Origin of the sequence: Streptacidiphilus jeojiense, assembly GCF_000719095.1 — a bacterium.
Taxonomy (GTDB): domain Bacteria; phylum Actinomycetota; class Actinomycetes; order Streptomycetales; family Streptomycetaceae; genus Streptacidiphilus; species Streptacidiphilus jeojiensis.
Genome location: NZ_JOEH01000039.1, coordinates 24,387 through 42,594, shown reverse-complemented (window position 1 = coordinate 42,594; position 18,208 = coordinate 24,387). Strand labels below are relative to the sequence as shown.

Annotated in this window: 15 protein-coding genes; 3 read left to right on the top strand and 12 right to left on the bottom strand. The window is 72.6% G+C overall.

Features of this window, described 5'->3' with window-relative positions:
* The first annotated feature begins 33 nt into the window (after window positions 1–33).
* Window positions 34–396 carry a DUF952 domain-containing protein gene (locus tag IF29_RS0136835; protein ID WP_030265114.1) on the top strand — a complete coding sequence of 121 codons (363 nt, stop codon included), beginning with the start codon at window positions 34–36 and terminating at the stop codon, window positions 394–396.
* Window positions 397–419: 23 nt separating this feature from the next.
* On the opposite strand, the gene IF29_RS0136830 is transcribed toward IF29_RS0136835, so the two are convergent.
* Window positions 420–740 (bottom strand): hypothetical protein, encoded by a 321-nt coding sequence (locus tag IF29_RS0136830; protein WP_030265111.1) that lies wholly within the window; start codon window positions 738–740, stop codon window positions 420–422.
* Between the two features lie 97 nt (window positions 741–837).
* Here IF29_RS0136830 and IF29_RS0136825 point away from each other — a divergent pair, with 97 nt between their 5' ends.
* Entirely contained in the window at window positions 838–1,038 is a 201-nt protein-coding gene (locus IF29_RS0136825) for a DUF4236 domain-containing protein (RefSeq protein ID WP_030265108.1), read from the top strand.
* Between the two features lie 18 nt (window positions 1,039–1,056).
* Here the strand turns inward: IF29_RS0136825 and IF29_RS0136820 are convergent, their stop codons facing one another.
* Window positions 1,057–2,037 (bottom strand): transcriptional regulator, encoded by a 981-nt coding sequence (locus IF29_RS0136820; RefSeq protein WP_232242772.1) that lies wholly within the window; start codon window positions 2,035–2,037, stop codon window positions 1,057–1,059.
* Window positions 2,038–2,213: 176 nt separating this feature from the next.
* On the opposite strand from IF29_RS0136820, the gene IF29_RS0136815 reads away from it, so the two are divergent.
* The gene (locus IF29_RS0136815; RefSeq protein ID WP_030265101.1) at window positions 2,214–6,305 is read left to right on the top strand and encodes a S8 family serine peptidase; all 4,092 of its coding nucleotides are present in this window, start codon (window positions 2,214–2,216) and stop codon (window positions 6,303–6,305) included.
* Between the two features lie 75 nt (window positions 6,306–6,380).
* Here the strand turns inward: IF29_RS0136815 and IF29_RS0136810 are convergent, their stop codons facing one another.
* The 10 genes from IF29_RS0136810 to IF29_RS0136765 form a co-directional block, all read right to left on the bottom strand.
* A complete protein-coding gene (locus IF29_RS0136810; RefSeq protein ID WP_030265098.1) occupies window positions 6,381–7,874 on the bottom strand; it encodes an MFS transporter in 1,494 nt (497 codons plus the stop codon).
* A gap of 92 nt (window positions 7,875–7,966) precedes the next feature.
* Window positions 7,967–8,551 (bottom strand): TetR/AcrR family transcriptional regulator, encoded by a 585-nt coding sequence (locus IF29_RS0136805; RefSeq protein WP_030265094.1) that lies wholly within the window; start codon window positions 8,549–8,551, stop codon window positions 7,967–7,969.
* Window positions 8,552–8,566: 15 nt separating this feature from the next.
* On the bottom strand, window positions 8,567–9,682 hold the full coding sequence (locus tag IF29_RS0136800) for a pseudouridine synthase (protein ID WP_030265091.1): 1,116 nt from the start codon (window positions 9,680–9,682) through the stop codon (window positions 8,567–8,569).
* 61 nt (window positions 9,683–9,743) lie between these two features.
* The gene (gene scpB, locus IF29_RS0136795; RefSeq protein ID WP_051726522.1) at window positions 9,744–10,319 is read right to left on the bottom strand and encodes an SMC-Scp complex subunit ScpB; all 576 of its coding nucleotides are present in this window, start codon (window positions 10,317–10,319) and stop codon (window positions 9,744–9,746) included.
* A gap of 407 nt (window positions 10,320–10,726) precedes the next feature.
* Entirely contained in the window at window positions 10,727–11,590 is an 864-nt protein-coding gene (locus IF29_RS0136790; protein WP_037598058.1) for a segregation and condensation protein A, read from the bottom strand.
* Between the two features lie 193 nt (window positions 11,591–11,783).
* Window positions 11,784–12,332, bottom strand: a complete 549-nt coding sequence (locus tag IF29_RS0136785) for a hypothetical protein (RefSeq protein ID WP_198037658.1) — start codon at window positions 12,330–12,332, stop codon at window positions 11,784–11,786.
* The gene (locus IF29_RS0136780; RefSeq protein ID WP_380521733.1) at window positions 12,317–13,423 is read right to left on the bottom strand and encodes a ParA family protein; all 1,107 of its coding nucleotides are present in this window, start codon (window positions 13,421–13,423) and stop codon (window positions 12,317–12,319) included. Before IF29_RS0136780 ends, IF29_RS0136785 begins: the two co-directional genes overlap by 16 nt.
* Before the next feature lie 484 nt (window positions 13,424–13,907).
* The gene (gene ald, locus IF29_RS0136775; protein WP_030265076.1) at window positions 13,908–15,023 is read right to left on the bottom strand and encodes an alanine dehydrogenase; all 1,116 of its coding nucleotides are present in this window, start codon (window positions 15,021–15,023) and stop codon (window positions 13,908–13,910) included.
* Between the two features lie 219 nt (window positions 15,024–15,242).
* A complete protein-coding gene (locus tag IF29_RS0136770; RefSeq protein ID WP_051726515.1) occupies window positions 15,243–17,483 on the bottom strand; it encodes a tetratricopeptide repeat protein in 2,241 nt (746 codons plus the stop codon).
* A 72-nt stretch (window positions 17,484–17,555) separates the two neighbouring features.
* Complete coding sequence (locus IF29_RS0136765) at window positions 17,556–18,203, bottom strand: NUDIX domain-containing protein (RefSeq protein ID WP_030265069.1); 648 nt, start codon at window positions 18,201–18,203, stop codon at window positions 17,556–17,558.
* Window positions 18,204–18,208: the final 5 nt, after the last annotated feature.

Sequence of the window (18,208 nt, the reverse complement as noted above, 5' to 3'; positions counted from 1 at the left end):
TCCGGAGCGGCGGGGATCGGGTAGAAAGAGGAGATGATTATGCACCTGACGACGCTCGACGGCTGGCTGGCGCACCCCGACCGCCCCTACGCCACGGCCTCGCTGGCGTTGGAGGGCTTCATCCACTGCTCGCCGGACGAGAAGTCGGTCCTGGCCGTGGCCAACGACCGCTTCGCCGGCACCCAGGGACCGCTGATGGTCCTGCTGATAGACGAGGACGCCCTGGACTCCCCGGTCCGCTGGGAGGCCGCGGCGCCCGCTCCGCCGCCCGGCACCCCGGGCACCACGCTGTTCCCGCACATCTACGGCCCGGTCAACCGCTCCGCCGTCGCCGGGATGCTGGAGGTCGAACGCGACACCGCGGGCCGCTGGGCCACCCTCGCCGCCTGGAGCTGAGCCGCCCCGAGCCGGACCCCCGGCTAGGCCGCCTCGGGCTCGAAGATGTGGATGGCCTCCGACTCCCGCCCGTAGAGGATGACCCGCGCCGGCGGCACCTTCCCCTCCAGCACGAAATGGGCGTGGATCTCGGCGAAGGCCCCGGCGAGGGTGGTCAGCCGCTCGGCGCTCGGCGGGGCGGAGGGCAGCCAGTGCACCGCGAGCTGCCAGCGGACACCGGTGTCGTTGTCACGCGGCGCCGTCGGCTCCGCCTCCAGATCAACCGCGTCCAGGATGTTCAACAGGGCGTTCATGTCGTCCCCGTCGATGCGGACGAAGTTCTCCTCAACCAAGATCTCTGCCATGCCCGGTCAATACCCCTTGCCACGTCGGTGAATCCGCTTCGACGGGGCAGACGAGCCTGCGTATCCGTCCAGGTGTGAACAGGTGAGGGAGCCTCAGATGCCCATCCGCTTCCACAAGTCCTTCCCGATCTTCCCCGGTGTCCGACTCAACATCAACCGTCATTCGCTGTCGCTGAGCGCGGGCGGCCGGCACGAGCACTACACCGTCAACAACCGGGGACAGCGGACCGAGTCGGTGGACCTCCCCGGTCCCTTCTCCTGGCGCCGCACCCGCAGTTCCCGCCGCCGCGACCGCTGACAACAGCGCTGACCGCTGCTACAGCCACCCCCGCTCCCGGGCCGCCATTCCGGCCTGGAAGCGGGTGGTCGCGCTCAACTCCCGCATCAGCCGCTGCAGTCGGCGCTGGGTGGTGCGGAAGCTCCAGCCCAGCGAGCGGGCGATGGCCTCGTCGGTGAGGCCGGAGGCGAGCAGCGCCAGCAGCCGGCGGCTGTCGTCGTCGGGGGCCGACTCGCCGTGCGGGGCGTCGGTGGCCCGGATCGGCACGGCCCGCTCCCACTCCGCCTCGAAGAGCGTGACCAGCGCGTCCAGCAGCGAGGACGGGTGGATGACGTAGGCCGCCTCCACCGCGTGCTCCTCGGCCCCGATCGGGATGACCGCCTGCCGGGCGTCCGCCATGATCATTTTCATCGGCAACTCGGGTCGCACCCGGGCCTGTTCGCCCTCCGCGCAGCTCACCAGGATGTCGTTCTCCAGCCGTTGCGGCCAGGCCACCGCCTCACGGCTGTAGATGACCCGGTAGCCGATCCCCTCCCGCAGCCGGCGCCGCACCCGGCGCAGGTTGAACCCGGGGTGGTTCAGGTACGGCGGCCGGTCGAAGCCGCGGACCTGCTCGCGGGCGCCCTCCTGGAGCTGGTTGACCCGGTGGCCGATGTTCTCCCGCCCGGTCAGCACCTCCACCGACTGAGCGGGGTGGGTGTAGCGGGAGGCCTCCCGGTAGGTCTCCATCAGGGAGTGGACCTCCGACCTGGCCTGCCGCAGCACCTCCTCCTGCTGGCCGATCAGCGATCCGATGGCCACATCGGGCGCCGCGGCGAGGAAGGTGACGGTCCGTCCGGAGATCCGGCTGGCGATGCCGGCCCGCACCAACCGCGCCAGCGAGCGCCCGGTCAGGGTCGGCGAAAGGCCGCAGAGCTGCCCCAACTCGGTCGCCGTCACCTGCGGATGTGCGACCAGGGCGGCGTAGACCGCACCATCGGGCTCCGGGAGTCCCACCGACTCGAACACGGCTGACCTCACTTGTCGGGTCCATCTGGCGTACTTGCGCCGCTTGGCGACTATCCGTCAGCTGGCCATCTTGTGCCACATCTCGCGCACCTGACAAGTTGCTGCCACGCAGTTGCCGGAATCGCACCCTCCGAGCGAATCCCAGAGCCAGGCGGCGCCCCGATCCCGAATTGCCCGAAGGGACTTGAATGAACTGGTCCATATCCAGCGCGCCGACCCGGGCGCTGGCCCTGCTCGCCGTGACCGGGGCGCTGATCAGCGTCACCACCGGTCTGGCCGCGGCCGCCCCGGCGGCTCCCGGCACTCCGACGCTGCCGGCCGCCCCCAAGGCGTCCGCCCCGGCCGCTGCCGAGGGCCGACCCGCCCTCGGCAGCGCCTGGAAGCCCGGCACCGCCAAGGGCGCCGCCCAGAAGGCCGGACAGGTGGTCCCCGGACAGGTCGTCCTGCAGCTGTCGCCGCAGACCGCCCTGACCAGCGGGAAGACCCGCAGCACCGCGCCCACCTCCAGTTCCGCCCTCAACACCGCCCTCGCCGGACTGCACGCCACCGCGCTGCACCCGCTCACCGCGAACCTGGTCGTCGCCGACCTGGCCGACCGCGACTCGGCGGCCGCGGCGACCCGACTGGCCGCGGTGGACGGCGTGGTGAGCGCCGAGCCCAACCGCTATGTGTCCGGTATGAGCAGCGGCTCCACCCGGCTGCCCGCAGCCGCGGCCACCACGGCCGATGCCGACGCCGCCGAGCTGGCCCGGCAGGCCGCCTCCGCGCCCTCGACCGCGCAACTGCCCACCAACTACGGGCTGACCTCCTCCCTGGAGAGCTGGCTGAACGCCGGCGGTGTCGACGCCATGGGTGCCTACACCGATCTGACCAGCCGCTACGGCCAGCTCCCCGGCACCGGGGAGATCATCACCAATGTCTCGATCGGCGACCTCACCGACCAGTCGATGGCCGACGCCGGTGACACCTACGTCGAGTCCAACGGCCCCACCACCGTGGTCCGCAACGGCCAGCGCTACCTCGACATCCCCTCGATGCCGCTGATCCCGACCTGGACCGCGGACGCCTCCGGCACCCTGGACCCCACCGGGTCCACCGAGAACCAGGACGCCACCGACGGCGAGATCCTGCTGGACTTCGGCGTCATGTCGCCGCTGCCGCACGACCAGCAGCGCTCGGAGAACACCGGCGACGGGCTGACCGACCTGCTCGGCATCGCCCCCGGAGCCTCCTACCGCCTGGTGGTGCCGAGCGAGCCGACCATGGACCAGGTCGGCACCGCACTGCTGGCCGCCGCCCGGCAGACCCCGCGCCCCGACGTGATCAACGCCAGCCTGGGCTTCGGCACCGACACCACCGGCTTCGCGGGGCGCTACCTCGAGGACGACCCGGCGATGCAGTCGATCATCGCCACCATCGTGCACCGGTACGGCATCACGGTGACGGTGTCCGCCAACGACGGCACCCGCCTCTACACCCCGGCCTCGGTGGGCCCCGACGGCGGCAGTACGCCCACCGACGTCACCCGCAACGCCTCCGCGACCACCAGCGTCGACGACGACGCGGCCTCCACCACCCCCAGCGAGGTGCTGGACAGCGGCGCCATCGCGGCCGGCGGCAGCACCACCGACGACACCCTGGCCGACGGCGCCTCGGCGGCGGCCACCGTGGCCGAGACCCGGATCAGCGGCTCCGGGGACTTCTCCTCGGGATTCGGCACCCGGATCAACCTCTCCGCGCCGAGCGACAACATCCCCGCCTTCGAGCACAGCGGCTCCACCGCCCAGTCGGTGGGCGTCTTCCTCAGCGGCGGCACCTCCGCCTCCGCCCCGGAGATCGCCGCAGCAGCGGCGGTGGTGCAGCAGACCGCCCGGCTGACCGGACGCACGCTGACGCCCAATCAGATCCGCGACCTGCTGGTGCGCACCGCCCGCCCGGTCGGCACCCCGGCCCAGATCGACCAGGACCTCCAGGTCGGCCCGCAACTGGACCTGACCGCCGCCGTCGAGTCCCTGCTGCCGACCGCCAAGGGCGCCAAGGGTGGCAAGGACCCGGTGATCGACCGGATCTCGGTGGCCCACCGGGTCACCATCGGCGGCCTCGGCGGCACCTTCGTCGAGTACACCGACCCCGGCGCCGTCGACCTGGCCGGCCCGGTGGACGGCGACGGCAACGCCACCGGCCAGGGCCTGAGCGGCCCGGTCACCATCGCCGCCGACATCTCCTACCCGAACAAGAGCGCAGGCCGGGAAGCCGACTACACCCTCACCGTCGGCCGCACCACCTTCCATTCCGACACCCCCTCGATCCGGGCCACCCCGGCCCAACTGCTGACTGCCGCCGGGCTTCCCGTGGTCGCCGCCACCGCCCGTACCGTCGACTACACCTTCACCGTCCGCGACCACGACGGCCGCAGCGCCGAGCAGAGCGGCCGGCTGACCTTCACCGCCAGCGACGGCACCGTCACCGAGGCCGCCGCGCCGACCATCCGGACCGTGGCCAGGGCGGGCGACAGCGTCACCGTCCACTACGACCTGTCCGGTGTCAGGAACGTCAGCTCGCCGGAGCTGGTGCTCTCCACCGTCGGCCACTGGAACCCGGCCCTGGCCCCGCTGTTCAACCCGGCCTGGACCGCACAGCTCAGCCCCACCGAGGGCACCGTCACCATCCCGGCCTCGGCCTTCACCGGCGGCGGCGGGATCTACGGCGTCGGCATCATCCAGGACAACGAGCAGCCCCAGGCGCCGGTCTACGGGGAGTTCGCCCCGATCCGGGTGCAGGCGGCCGCTGCGAGCAGCCGTCCGGACGCGCCGACCCTGGGTGCCCCGGGACAGCCGACCGGACACACCGTCACGGTCACCCGTTCTGCTCCTGGGTTCACTCTGCACTACAGCACTGACAACGCCCGCGGCGCGGTGCTGGAGATCTCCGCCCCCGCCCCCACCCTCTACGGCTCGCTCAACACCTTCACCGCCCAGAACGGGGTGGGCCGCGACGGCGACGGCTTCGACACCGGCTCGGTGGTCTACCGGCAACTGCCGGGCCGATCGGGCACGGTGGAGCTGGATGCGCTCAAGCTCGGTCTGGCCACCTCGGTGCAGTACAACGTCCGCATCGTCCCGGTCGACAAGGACGGCACGGCGACCGGGCAGGCCTCCCCGTCCTCGGCACTGATCGTCGACGACGGGCCGGCCCCCGGCGGCGGCACCGTCACCGACTTCGTCACCGCGGGTACCGACTCGGTCGCCGCGGTCAGCGGCTCCACCGGCAGCACCGGGACCTCGGTGCGCCACTACGACCCGGCCACCGGCCGGTACGGCGCGGTGATCACCAGCGACACCACCGCGACGGCCGGCTACGGCGTACTGGGCGTGGACCCGGTGGCCCACACCGTGCTGCTGACCCACTGGGTCTCCAGCAAGGCCCAGCGCGTGGAGGTCTGGGACCTGGGCAGCGACACCGAGATCGGCTCCCCGATCACTCTGACGAGCAGTCAGGACATCCTGCTAGGCGGCAGGGTCGACCCGGCCCGGCACCGGGCCGCGCTGCTGGTGTGGGCCAAGCCGGGCAATGTGGACCAGCTGATCCCGCTGGACCTGTCCACCGCCACCGCGGGCAGCCCCGTCGCGCTGGACACCACCACCGCCCAGAAGCGCGGCGCCTACTTCTACGGCCTGGACGTGGACCGCTCCACCGGTCTGTTCCAGGTGGCCCACCTGGGCGGCGGCGGGCTCTGCTTCGGCCCGGGCACCGCCCAGGTGGCCGATGTCGACCTGGACACCGGGACGGTGACGGACGCGCCGACGTCCGCCACCCGGTGCGGGGTCCAGTTCGCCTCCTCGCAGAACGGCGGCAGCAGCTGGCTGTTGGGCTACACCGCGATCAGCGTCAACTTCCCCGGTACCACCGGCCTGGTCGGCTTCGACGAGTCCACGCTGGCCCCGGCCGGTTCGCTGACGCAGCGCCAGGAGAGCCCGCTGGCCTTCGCCGTGGACAGCGTCCACAACGTGGCGGTGGTGGCCTACGGCACTCCGCTGGGGAAGGTGGTGCTGGGCCAGCCGTTCGCGCAGACCACCGACAGCAACGCGATGAGCCAGCTCGACGTGGTCGACCTCAGCACCGGAGCCGTACTGAAGACCCTGTCCGACTCCAACTTCATCCAGGGGTTCGGCTCGGCCTTCGACGCGACCACCGAGCCGGCCGTCCAGCTCGACCCGGCCACCCGCACCGGCTGGACCTACGGCCCCGACGGGACCCAGATCCAGCAGTTCAGCTACTGACCGCCCGCTGAACCACGAAGACCGCCGGGCCCGTCCGCACCGAGATCGGTGCGGACGGGCCCGGCGGACGTTCCGTCACATGTGCACGGCGGCCGGGGCGTCCGGGTCCACCGAGATCTTCCCGCGGCGGTAGAGCACGCCGGTGAGCACCAGGCCGACCACGAAGAACCCGGCCGACCACCAGTAGGCGGTGCTGTAGCTGTGCAGCTGCGCCTGGGCCAGCACGGTCGGGCTCGGCGTCCTGCCGACCAGGTAGCTGGTGGCGGCGCTGGAGGCGAGGGTGTTCAGCAGCGCGGTGCCGATGGAGCCGCCGATCTGCTGCATGGTGTTGACCGTCGCCGAGGCGACGCCGGCGTCCGCCGGGTCGATCCGGTCGGTGGCCAGGCTCATCGCCGGGGGCATCACCAGCCCCAGCCCCAGACCGGTGATCACCAGCGCCGGCAGCACCGTGGTGACGTAGCCGCTGTTCATGCCGAGGCCGGTGAGCAGCACCATGCCGGCCGCCGCCAGGCCCATGCCCAGCGGGACCACCGGCTTGGGGCCGATCCGCGGGATCAGCACGATGGTGGAGATCTGCGCGGTGACGATCAGCGCACCGATCATCGGCAGGAACGCCAGGCCGGTGCTGACCGGGGTGTAGTGCCGCGAGACCTGCAGGTAGTAGGTCAGGAACAGGAACACCCCGAACATGCCCGCGCCGGAGATGCCGACGGCCAGGAACGAGGCGCCGCGGTTGCGGTCGAACAGCACCCGCAGCGGCAGCAGCGGGTGCGAGGCACGCGTCTGCCACCAGCCGAAGGCCGCGACCAGTACGGCGCCGGCGACCAGGAAGCCCCAGGTCATCGGGGAGGACCAGTGGTGCGTCTCGGCGTTGGAGAAGCCGTAGACCAGGCCGAAGAGCCCGGCGGTGACCAGCAGCGTGCCGGGGATGTCCAGCTTGGGGCGGTCGGCCGGGGCGCCGGGCTTAAGCAGGATCAGGCCGCCGATCAGGGCGATCACCGCGAAGACCAGGTTGACGTAGAGGGTCCAGCGCCAGCTGAGGTGCTCGGTGAGCAGCCCGCCGAGCAGCAGCCCCAGGCCGCCGCCGGCGCCGGCGATGGCGCCGTAGATGCCGAAGGCCTTGGCGCGCTCCTTGGCGTCGGTGAAGGTGGTGTTGAGCAGGGAGAGGGCGGCGGGTGCCAGCAGGGCGCCGAACATGCCCTGCAGGGCCCGTCCGATGACCAGGACCTCGAAGTTGCCGGCCGCACCGGCCAGCGCCGAGGCGACGGCGAAGCCGACCACCCCGACCAGGAACACGGTCTTGCGGCCGATCAGGTCGGCCAGGCGTCCGCCGATCAGCAGCAGGCTGCCGAAGGCCAGCGAGTAGGCGGTGATGACCCACTGCCGGTCGCTGTCGTTGAAGCCGAGCGCGTGCTGGGCCGAGGGCAGCGCGATGTTCATCACGGTCGCGTCGAGCACGACCATCAGCTGGGCGAGGGCGATGACGGCCAGCACCCACCAGCGGTGCGTGGAGGCAGGCTTCACGCCGGACGGGGTGTCGGTGCGGGCGCCGACGGTGGTCTGGGTCATGGGTCTCTCTCCGAACGAAACGGTTTCGTACCCGATCACCTTAGAACGCGACCTATCGAAACTCAAGCGTTTCGATAGGTCGTGAGTGTGAGTCAGGCAACACCGAGCGCGGGCAGGACCACCGCGTCGACGTAGCGGGCCAGGTAGTCCCGGTCGGCGAAGCGGCCCTCCAGGAACTTCCGGCCGATCACCGCGCCCAGCATCATGTGGGCGAAGAACTCCACGGCCGGGGTGTCCGCGGCGATCTCGCCGCGGTCCACCGCGCGCCGGACCATGGCCTCCAGCTTGGCCCGCTCCGGGTCGATCAACATCTCCTGCAGGGCGGCCGCCAGGTCCGGGTTGGTGCTCACGGCATGGCCGATGGCGCCCATGAACGCGGTGTCGTGCTCGGCCGCGTCGCCGACCTCGTCGGCCAGCCGGTGCAGGTCACCGCGCAGGCTGCCGGTGTCCACGTCGGAGGTCTTCACCGGCCGGTTGTGCCGCATCGCGGCGGCCACCAGCTCCGGCTTGCCCTGCCACTGCCGGTACAGGGTGGCCTTGCTGGACTTGCTGCGGGCCGCGACGGCGTCCATGGTCATGGCCTCGTACCCGACCTCGCGCACCAGCTCGATCACAGCCTGGTAGAGCTCGGCCTCCCGCTCACTGCTGAGCCGGGAACGGCGCACCGTCGCGGTCATCGCTTCCCCTGTCCCCTACAGCCCGACGGCCTTCATCAGCTGGCCGACCTCGGGGTTGGTCAGGCGGCGGAGCCACCCGGACTTCTGGTCGCCCAGCGCGATCGGGCCGAACTGCACCCGGACCAGCTTCTCGACCGGGTAGCCGACCTCGGCCAGCAGCCGGCGCACGATGTGCTTGCGGCCCTCGTGCAGGCTCACCTCGACCAGGTAGTTCTTGCCGACGTTCTGCACCACCTTGAAGCTGTCGGCCCGGGCCCAGCCGTCCTCCAGCTCGACGCCCTTGGCCAGCTGCTTGCCCAGGTCACGCGGGATCGGGCCCTGGATCGCGGCCAGGTAGGTCTTGGTCACCCCGTACTTGGGGTGGGTCAGCCGGTGCGCCAGCTCGCCGTGGTTGGTGAGCAGGATGATGCCCTCGGTCTCGGTGTCCAGCCGGCCCACGTGGAACAGCCGGGTCTCCCGGTTGTTCACGTAGTCGCCCAGGCACTGGCGGCCGTCCGGGTCCTCCATGGTGGCCACCACGCCGGCCGGCTTGTTCAGCGCGAAGAACAGGTACGACTGGGTGGCGACGGTCAGCCCGTCCACCTTGATCTCGTCGTGCGCCGGGTCGACCCGCTTGCCCTGCTCGCGCACCCGCTCGCCGTTGACCTCGACGCGGCCCTGCTCGATCAGCTCCTCGCAGGCGCGACGGCTGCCCATGCCGGCCCGGGCCAGCACCTTCTGCAGCCGCTCGCCCTCGGGCTCGCCGTGCGTCTTCGGCAGCTTCACGGCCGGCTTGTCGTGCCGGGCCCGCACCGCGTCCTCGACCTTGGCCTGCAGCTCGCGCGAGCGCACCGGCTTGGCCGGACCGCGCTTGGCGCCGGCCCCGCCGCCCAGACCGCCGGGGCGGATCTGACCGACCGAGCGGCCCGCGCCGGGCGCCTTGGCGCCGTACTCGGGACGGTCGTAGGAGCGCTGCTCGGGACGCGGCGCCTCCTTCTCCCAACCGCTGCCGCTGCGGCGCTTGTTGTCATTGGTCGAGCCACCGCGCTGCCCGCCGCGGCCGCCGCCGGCCCCGCGCGGAGCACCGCCCCCACTGCGGCCGCCACCGCCGCCGCTGCTGTTCCTACCGTTGTTGCCACTACCGCTACGCATCAAGAAGTCCGTTGTCGAATCCGTCGTCGGGGCCGCGTCCCAGGGCGGGTGTCACTGCCTGTCACCTGCTCGTGGCGACCGCCTCGGCGATCGCTGAGCCCTCCTGCGAGTCCGCTTCCACGTCGTCGGCCTCAGGCAGGAAGGGGGCCAGCTCCGGCAGCTCGTCAAGGCCGCGCAGCCCCATCCGTTCCAAAAATGTTTGCGTCGTCCGGTACAGGATGGCTCCTGTTTCCGGTTCGGACCCGGTCTCCTCGACCAGACCCCTCTGCACAAGGGTACGCATGACGCCGTCACAGTTCACACCACGGACGGCGGACACCCGCGATCTGGACACCGGCTGCCGGTACGCGATGACCGCCAGCGTCTCCAGCGCGGCCTGCGTCAACCGGGCGTGCTGGCCGTCCAGGACGAAGCGGTCCACCGCCGGGGAACAAACTGCACGGCTGTAGTAGCGCCAGCCCCCGGCCACGAAGCGCAGCTCGAATCCGCGCCCCTGCTCGGTGTACTCGGCGGCCAGCTCGCGCAGCGCCCGCTCCACGACCCGCCTGGGCCGCTCCAGCACCTCGGCCAGCTGGGCGGTGGTCGTCGGCTCGACGACCACCATCAGGATCGCCTCCAGCGCCGGCTTCAGCTCCATCGAGGCGACGGCGCTCGGCACGTCGAGCCCGGCCGGGCTCCCGGCCGTGAGCGGACCCGGCTCGGGCAGCGGCAGCGGCTCGGGGTCCGGCAGCGGTGGATGCGGCGGCAGCGGCGGGACCGGCGGCGACGGCACCGGGTCCGGGATCGGGTCCGGACCCGGTGCCGGCTCCGGCGGGGGCTCCGGGACCGGCTTGGGGATCGGGTCGGGCTCCGGCGTCGGCTGCGGGAAGGGTTCGGGCACCGGCTGCGGGCGCGGCGCGGGCACCGGATCGGGCTGCACCGGGTCGGGTTCGACCCAGGTCCCCTCCTCGATCCAGGCGTTCTCCAGGTACTCCCCCGGCCGCGGCCGGCCGGGCATGCCCAGCCGCCGCCGTCCGCCGGCCTGGGTTCCGTCGTCGTTGCCGTTCATCGCTTGCCACCTTCCTCGGCCGTGGAGCCCTCGGTGTCGAACTCCTCGCTCACCTCGACCTCTGCCCCTTCCTCCCCGATCCACTGCACCAGCAGCTCCCCCAGCGCCTCCGGCTGGTCGAACAGCAGCACCCGCTCGCGGTAGAGCTCCAGCAGCGCCAGGAACCTGGCCACCACCGTCAGCACGTCCGGGGCGTCCTCGGTCAGGACGCGGAAGCTGGCCTGCCCCAGCTGCTGCAGCCGCTCCAGCAGCAGCGCGGCCTGCTCGCGCACGCTGACCTTGGGCGTGTGGATGTGGTCGACGTAGACCACCGGCTTGGGCTTGGGCTCCATCGCCCTGGCGGCCAGCCGGGCGAAGGCCTCGGGGGTGAGGCTGATGACCACCTCGGGCAGCAGCGCGGCATGGTGCGGCTCGAGACCGGCGGTCCGCGGGCGGCGCTTCTGCTCCTCGGCCCAGCGCTGCTCGAACAGCGTCGCGATCTGCTTGTAGGCCCGGTACTGGAGCAGCCGCGCGAACAGCAGGTCACGGGCCTCCAGCAGGGCCAGGTCCTCCTCGTCCTCCAGCTCGGCGACCGGGAGCAGCCGGGCCGCCTTCAGGTCCAGCAGGGTCGCCGCGACCACCAGGAACTCGCTGGCCAGGTCCAGGTCCCAGTCCGGGCCCATGGCCCGGATGTGGGCGATGAACTCGTCGGTGACCCGCGACAGCGAGACCTCGGTGACGTCCATCTTGTGCTTGGCGATCAGGCTCAGCAGCAGGTCGAACGGCCCCTCGAAGTTGTCCAGGCGCACCAGGAACCCACCCGACGGCGCCTCCTCCTCGGGAGGCGCGGCGGCAGGTACCGGAACGGGGGGTGCGCTCACGGGCTCAGCGTAGAGCCCCGGGCGGACAGTGGGTGATCACGACCCGGACCCGGCTGCGGCGTGTGCGTGGTTTGTCGCGCAGTTCCCCGCGCCCCTACGGTGCTGCAACTGAATCGCAGTGGGGACGTGGCACCCCCCAGGGGCGCGGGGAACTGCGCGACAAACCCCGCACAGCCCGCACCCGAAAACGGCGCTACCGCCCCCGCAGCCGCCGCACCAGGATGCTGGCCTCGCCCCGCTGCTCCAGATCGGCCAGCACCACCGCGACGGCCTCCCGCACTATCCGGCCGCGGTCCACCGCGAGCCCGTGCTCGCCGCGCAGCACCAGCCGGGCGTGCTCCAGATCGATCAGCTCCTCGGCGGAGACATAGACCGTGATCTTCTCCTCGTGCCGCTCCCGCCCAGTGGGGCGGGACCGCCCGCCCCCCCGCGGCTTGCGCCGGGCCGCGGCGTCCGCCGCCGGCGCGGGGGTGCCGTTGTGCTGCGGTGCGGGCTGTCCGCCCGGCACGCCGGAGGCCGCCCCGTTGGCCAGCGGCCGACGCTGCGGGGCCACCGGCGCCGACGCCGGCGCCGCGGCCTGGGCCGCCTTCTCGCCGGAGGCGTGCTCGCCCTCCGGCTCCGCGGCTGCCTCCGTCGACCGGCCTGCCGGTGCTTCGGAGGAGCGGGGCGCGGGCGTGAGCGACATCCCCCCGGTGGTCCGGAACAGTTCGTCCGCTCCCGGGAGGCTCACTCGACGGGGCACCGGGCGAGCACCTCCCTGGCGAGCTGGCGGTACGCGGCGGCGCCGACCGAGTTGGAGGCGTAGGTGGTGATCGGCTCGCCGGCCACCGTGGTCTCCGGGAAGCGCACCGTGCGGCCGATGACGGTGTGGAAGACGTGCTCGCCGAAGGCCTCGACGACCCGGGCCAGCACCTCGCGGCTGTGCACCGTACGGGAGTCGTACATGGTCGCCAGGATGCCGTCCAGGCGCAGGTCGGGGTTGAGCCGCTCGCAGACCTTCTCGATGGTCTCGGTGAGCAGGGCGACCCCGCGCAGTGCGAAGAACTCGCACTCCAGCGGCACGATCACGCTGTGCGCCGCGGTCAGCGCGTTGACCGTGAGCAGGCCCAGCGAGGGCTGGCAGTCGATGATGACGTAGTCGTAGTCCGGCAGCAGCGGCTTCAGCGCCCGCGCCAGCGCGGACTCCCGGGCCACCTCGCTGACCAGCTGCACCTCGGCGGCCGACAGGTCGATGTTGGAGGGCAGCAGGTCCATGCCGGGGACGGCGGTCTTCAGCAGCACCTCGTCGGCCGTCAGGCCCCGCTCCATGAGCAGGTTGTAGACCGTCAGGTCCAGTTCCATCGGGTTGACGCCGAGGCCGACCGAGAGCGCGCCCTGCGGGTCGAAGTCGACCAGCAGCACGCGGCGGCCGTACTCGGCCAGCGCCGCGCCCAGGTTGATGGTCGAGGTGGTCTTGCCGACCCCGCCCTTCTGGTTGCACATCGCCACGATCTTGGCCGGACCGTGCTCGGTGAGCGGCGAGGGGATCGGGAAGTACGGCAGCGGACGGCCGGTGGGGCCGACCCGCTCGCGGCGCTGCCGGGCCGCGTCGGGCGCCAGCGTGGCGGCGTACTCCGGGTCGGGCTCGTACTCGGCGTCGGGGTCGTAGAACTGACCGTCCGGCAGCTCGGCGTAGACCAGGCCCGGTTCGACGGCGTCGTAGGCCGTCGCGTTGTAGACCGCCGGCTCGGGCACGTCGGAGTGGCGCGCGCCGGCCTGGTAGGGATCGGCCTGGCCGGGGTAGTGGTGGGTGTCGTACTCGGGTGTCGCCTGGCGGGCGTCAAAAGTGCGCACGTCCATCGACTCCTCCCCGGAGGGACCGGCGACGTCCTGCACCAGTCCTGGCTGACCACCCCCGGGAGCAAATGTCGACTCATTCACAAGTCGTCTTACCTCCTTGGCGACCGCCGTTGACACCGGAATCGTTTGGTGGGGCTTTGGGGCTTGCCCCCTCCAATGGGCGGCATGTGCCGTGCCGCAGCCTAGCAACGACACAGTAGCGCCAACCACCACACCAGTGATGCACGAACCAACATGTCGATATGACTAGATCACTGCTCAGTGGCCGACGACAGCCCCGCACCCCGCCACGATGCCAGAGATCAGGCGGCAGTACAGCTCTTCGGGCCACCGTCATCACATCTGCACGGGAGTGAGATCCCGGTCAGAAAGTTGACGATCTGTCGACATTGAGACCATTCGCCCCGCTACGACGGGCCCCCGGGCACGCCGTAGGGCGGAGCACCGGGGTGCTCCGCCCTACGTTTTGGACTATGCCTCAGGCCAGTACGTCGGCCAGGTCGACCGAGCTGAGCCCGTGCGCCTCGGCCACCTCACGGTAGGTCAGCTGGCCCTCGTGCGCGTTGAGGCCCTTGGCCAGCGCCGCGTCACGGTTGCAGGCCTCCTTCCAGCCGCGGTTGGCCAGCTCGACGATGTACGGCATCGTCGCGTTGGTCAGCGCGTAGGTGGAGGTGTTGGGCACCGCGCCGGGCATGTTGGCGACGCAGTAGAAGACCGAGTTGTGGACCGTGAAGGTCGGGTCGGCGTGCGTGGTGGGCCGCGAGTCCTCGAAGCAGCCGCCCTGGTCGATGGCGATGTCGACCAGCACCGAGCCCGGCTTCATCCGCGAGACCAGCTCGTTGGTGACCAGCTTGGGGGCCTTGGCGCCGGGGATCAGCACCGCGCCGATGACCAGGTCGGCCTCCAGCACCGCCTTCTCCAGCTCGAAGGCGTTGGAGGAGATCGCCTTGATCCGGTTGCCGAAGATCTTGTCGGCCTCGCGGAGCTTGTTGATGTCGCGGTCCAGCAGGGTCACGTCGTAGCCCATGCCGATGGCGATGGTGGCCGCGTGCCAGCCGGAGACGCCGCCGCCGATGACCACGGCCTTGGCCGCGTGGGTGCCGGGCACGCCGCCCGGCAGGGTGCCGCGGCCGCCGGCCGGGCGCATCAGGTGGTACGAGCCGACCTGCGGGGCCAGCCGGCCCGCGACCTCCGACATCGGCGCGAGCAGCGGCAGGGCGCCGTTGGCCAGCTGCACGGTCTCGTAGGCGATGGCGGTGGTGCCGGAGGCGAGGAGCGCGTCGGTGCACTCCCGCGAGGCGGCCAGGTGAAGGTAGGTGAACAGGGTCTGGCCCTTGCGGAGGCGGTGGTACTCCTCGGCGATGGGCTCCTTGACCTTGAGCAGCAGGTCGGCGGCGGCCCAGACCTCGTCGGCGGTGGCGAGGATCTCGGCACCGGCGGAGACGTACTCCTCGTCGGTGATGGAGGAGCCGACTCCGGCGTTCTGCTCCACGACGACCTGGTGTCCGTTGCGGACCAGCTCGTGCACGCCGGCGGGCGTGATGGCCACGCGGTACTCGTGGTTCTTGACCTCGCGGGGGATGCCGACCTTCACGGCTAAACACGTCCCTTGCACATCGGGGGTCCGCCGGCGGATACGCCGACGGTGGCCGCGCACTGGTTGCGGCACTTCCGAGTGTAATGAAGCCCGAGGATTGCGGCAGCCTTCCAATCTGACCAAAAGAATACGATCGGTTGGCAGTTTCGTAGGCTTGCGCGGTGGCGGGCGTTAACAAGTGCTACCAAAAGCACCAAATCGCTCACACAACCGCAATCACTCCGTAACGACCGGGTGCGTCGCAGCCTCCCCGCTCCGCCGCCGCTGCGGCAGCCCCAGCGCCGCCGCCTGCTCGCGCCGGGCCCGGCCGCCCTCGGCGTCGCCGGCCCGCTCCAGCGCCTCGGCGGTCCGCAGCAGCACCTGGGTCTGCAGCCGGGCACCCGGCGGACCGGCCACCCCGCGCGCCTCCTCCAGCGCGTCCCGCAGCGTGCGCACCGCCTGGTCCGGGTTGCCGGCCAGCTCCTGCACCCGGGCCGCGCCGAGGGTCGCCCCGACCGCCCCGGCCGGGTCGCCGAGTTTGCGGTGCAGCGCCGCGGCCGCCCGGTAGTCCTTCAGCGCGTCGCCGATCCGTCCCTGCGCGGTGTGCGCGGCGGCGAGCCGGCCCAGCAGCCGCACCTCGTCGGCCTGCTCGCCGCGCCTGCGCCGCAGCCCCAGCGCCCGGCCGTACCAGTCCGCGGCCCGGACCAGGTCGCCCGAGGCCCGGAACGCCCCGGCGACGGCCTCCAGGATCCGGCAGACCGCGACATGGTCGTCGGCGGCGCGGGCCGGGCCCAGCGCCGAGCGGTAGCGCTCCAGCGCGCGGCGGTGCTGGCCCGCCGTGGCGTGCAGGTCGCCCAGATTGACCAGCGCGGCCGCCTGCTGCCGGTGCAGCCCGCCGCGCAGAGCGAGCTCCAGCACCGTGCCGTGCAGGGCGTAGAGGTCCGCGGCGACCGGCTCCGGGCCGCCGGCCCACAGCGGCAGCGCCCGGACCAGGGCGGTGGCCAGCCGCATCGCCAGGCCGTCCAGCGCGCCGTCGGCCACCGCGGTGTCCAGGGCCGCCCGCAGCACCGGCAGCTCGGTGTCCAGCCACTGCCAGGCCTCGGCCGACCCGGAGAAGCGCAGCGGCCCGGGCAGCGGGTCCGGTGCGGGCCCCCCGGCCGGGGCCAGCTGGTGGCAGCAGGCGGTGAGCAGCCGGGTGAGCCGCTCCAGCAGCCGGGCCCGGGCCAGCTCGGTCTCGGCCGGCCGGTCCTCCACGAGCAGCACGGCCAGCGGTTCGCGCAGGCAGCCCGGCAGCTCGTGGCGCCCCCGGGCGCCGACCGGACGCAGCAGCTGCTGCTCGGCCAGCGTCGCCAGGTGCACCTCCGCGGCGTCCACCGGGCAGCCCAGCAGCGCCGAGGCGGTGCGCGGATCGGCCACCCCGCCGGGGGCCAGCGTCAGCAGCCGCAGCAGCCGGGCGGCCTGGGCCGGCAGTCCGTCACGGACCAGGTCGAAGGCGCGCAGCAGCGGCTCGACACCGGGTTCGGCGGCCCCGGGCCGCTTGGCCAGCACCACCCGCAGCGGCTCGGGGGCGTCCCGCCCGCGGAGTCCGCCCGCCTCGGGCTCGGAGGTGTCCCGCCCGCCGGGTCCGGCCGCCTCGGGTTCGTGCGAGGGCACCCGGGGCCGCTCGGCGGGGTGGGCCGCCAGCAGCCGCAGTACGTCGGTGACCGAGGCCCTGGGCCTGGCCCTGAGCCAGCCGCCGACCAGGCAGAGCGCCATCGGGTGGCAGGCCAGCGTCTCGGCCAGGGTCCGCGCCGCCACCGGGTCGCAGACGATCCGGGTGTCCCCGGCGTGCGCCACCAGCACCGCGGTGGCCGCGGAGGCCCCCAGACCGCCGATCACCACCGGACGGGCGTCGGCCAGACCGGTCAGCGGCCCCGAGGTCACCGCCACCACCAGGCAGCCGTCGGACGGCGGCAGCAGCGCCTCGACCTGTTCCACCTGCGTCACATCGTCCAGCACCAGCAGCACCTGACGCCCCGCCAGCGCCTCCCGCAGCGCGGCCGGGCCACTGGCCGCCCGCTGTTCGGCGTCCTGCTCCTCGGTGTCCGGATCGGGCAGCGGGGCCGGCGGCCGGGGCTCCCCCAGCGCCTCCAGCAGCACCTCGGCCGCCCGCTCGGCGGGGACGGGCCCGCCGCCGGGCCCGGTCATCCGGACGAAGAACTGGCCGTCCGGGTAGTCCGCCGCGACGGTGCGGGCGAAGCGGACCGCCAGCGCGGTGCGTCCGGAGCCGCGCCGCCCGGCGACGATCAGCACCCGGCAGCGCGGGGCCTCCCCGTCCGCGCCCAGGCCGGGCCGCCGCACCTCGTCCCGCAGTTGGGCCAGCTCCGCCTGGCGACCGGCGAAGACCGCCGGATCGTCGGGCAGCTCCGCGGGCGGCAGCGCGCCGCGCCGCTGGTTCCGACGTACCGTCCGCGCCTCTGCCGCCTCAGCTTCCGCCACTCGCGCAGCGTAGTTCACCAGCGGGGCGCAGCTCCGCAGCTGCGCCCCGCCGTCAACAAACCGACCCGCCGATCACTCGAACGGGCGCGCCGGCCAAGGGGCTTCGGCGGGTCGCAGGCCGTACCGGCCGGCCTCCCCGAACACATCGCTGTCCAGCGCGACCTTGGCCGCGAGCACCGAGGACACCAGCGCGCCGTTGTGCAGGTCGCCGGCGAGGACCAGCCGCACCAGCTCGTCCAGGTCGATCCGGTCGACCTGGAGGTCCAGCTCCTCGTGCTCGGCCTGGAAGCGCTCGCCGTCCGCCTCGGCCAGGTCCCGGGCCAGGAAGATCCGCAGGGCCTCCGAGGAGCCGCCGGGCGAGCTGTAGAAGTCGATCAGCGTCCGCCACTCGCCGGCCTTGGTGTGCGCCTCCTCGTACAGCTCCCGCTGGGCGGCGTGCAGCGGGTTCTCGCCCGGCACGTCCAGCAGGCCGGCCGGCAGCTCCCACAGCCGGTGCCGCACCGGGTGCCGGTACTGCCGCACCAGCAGGACCCGGCGCTCCTCGTCGATGGCCAGCACCCCCACCGCACCGGGGTGCTGCTGGTAGTCCCGTGCGGCGGTGGCGCCGTCGGGCATCACGACGTCGTCGGTCCTGATGTCCCAGACCTTCCCGTGGAACGACAGCCGCGAGGCCGTCACCGGCCACTCCTCCGGACTGTCCACAACCGGCTCCCGCCGCATAGCCA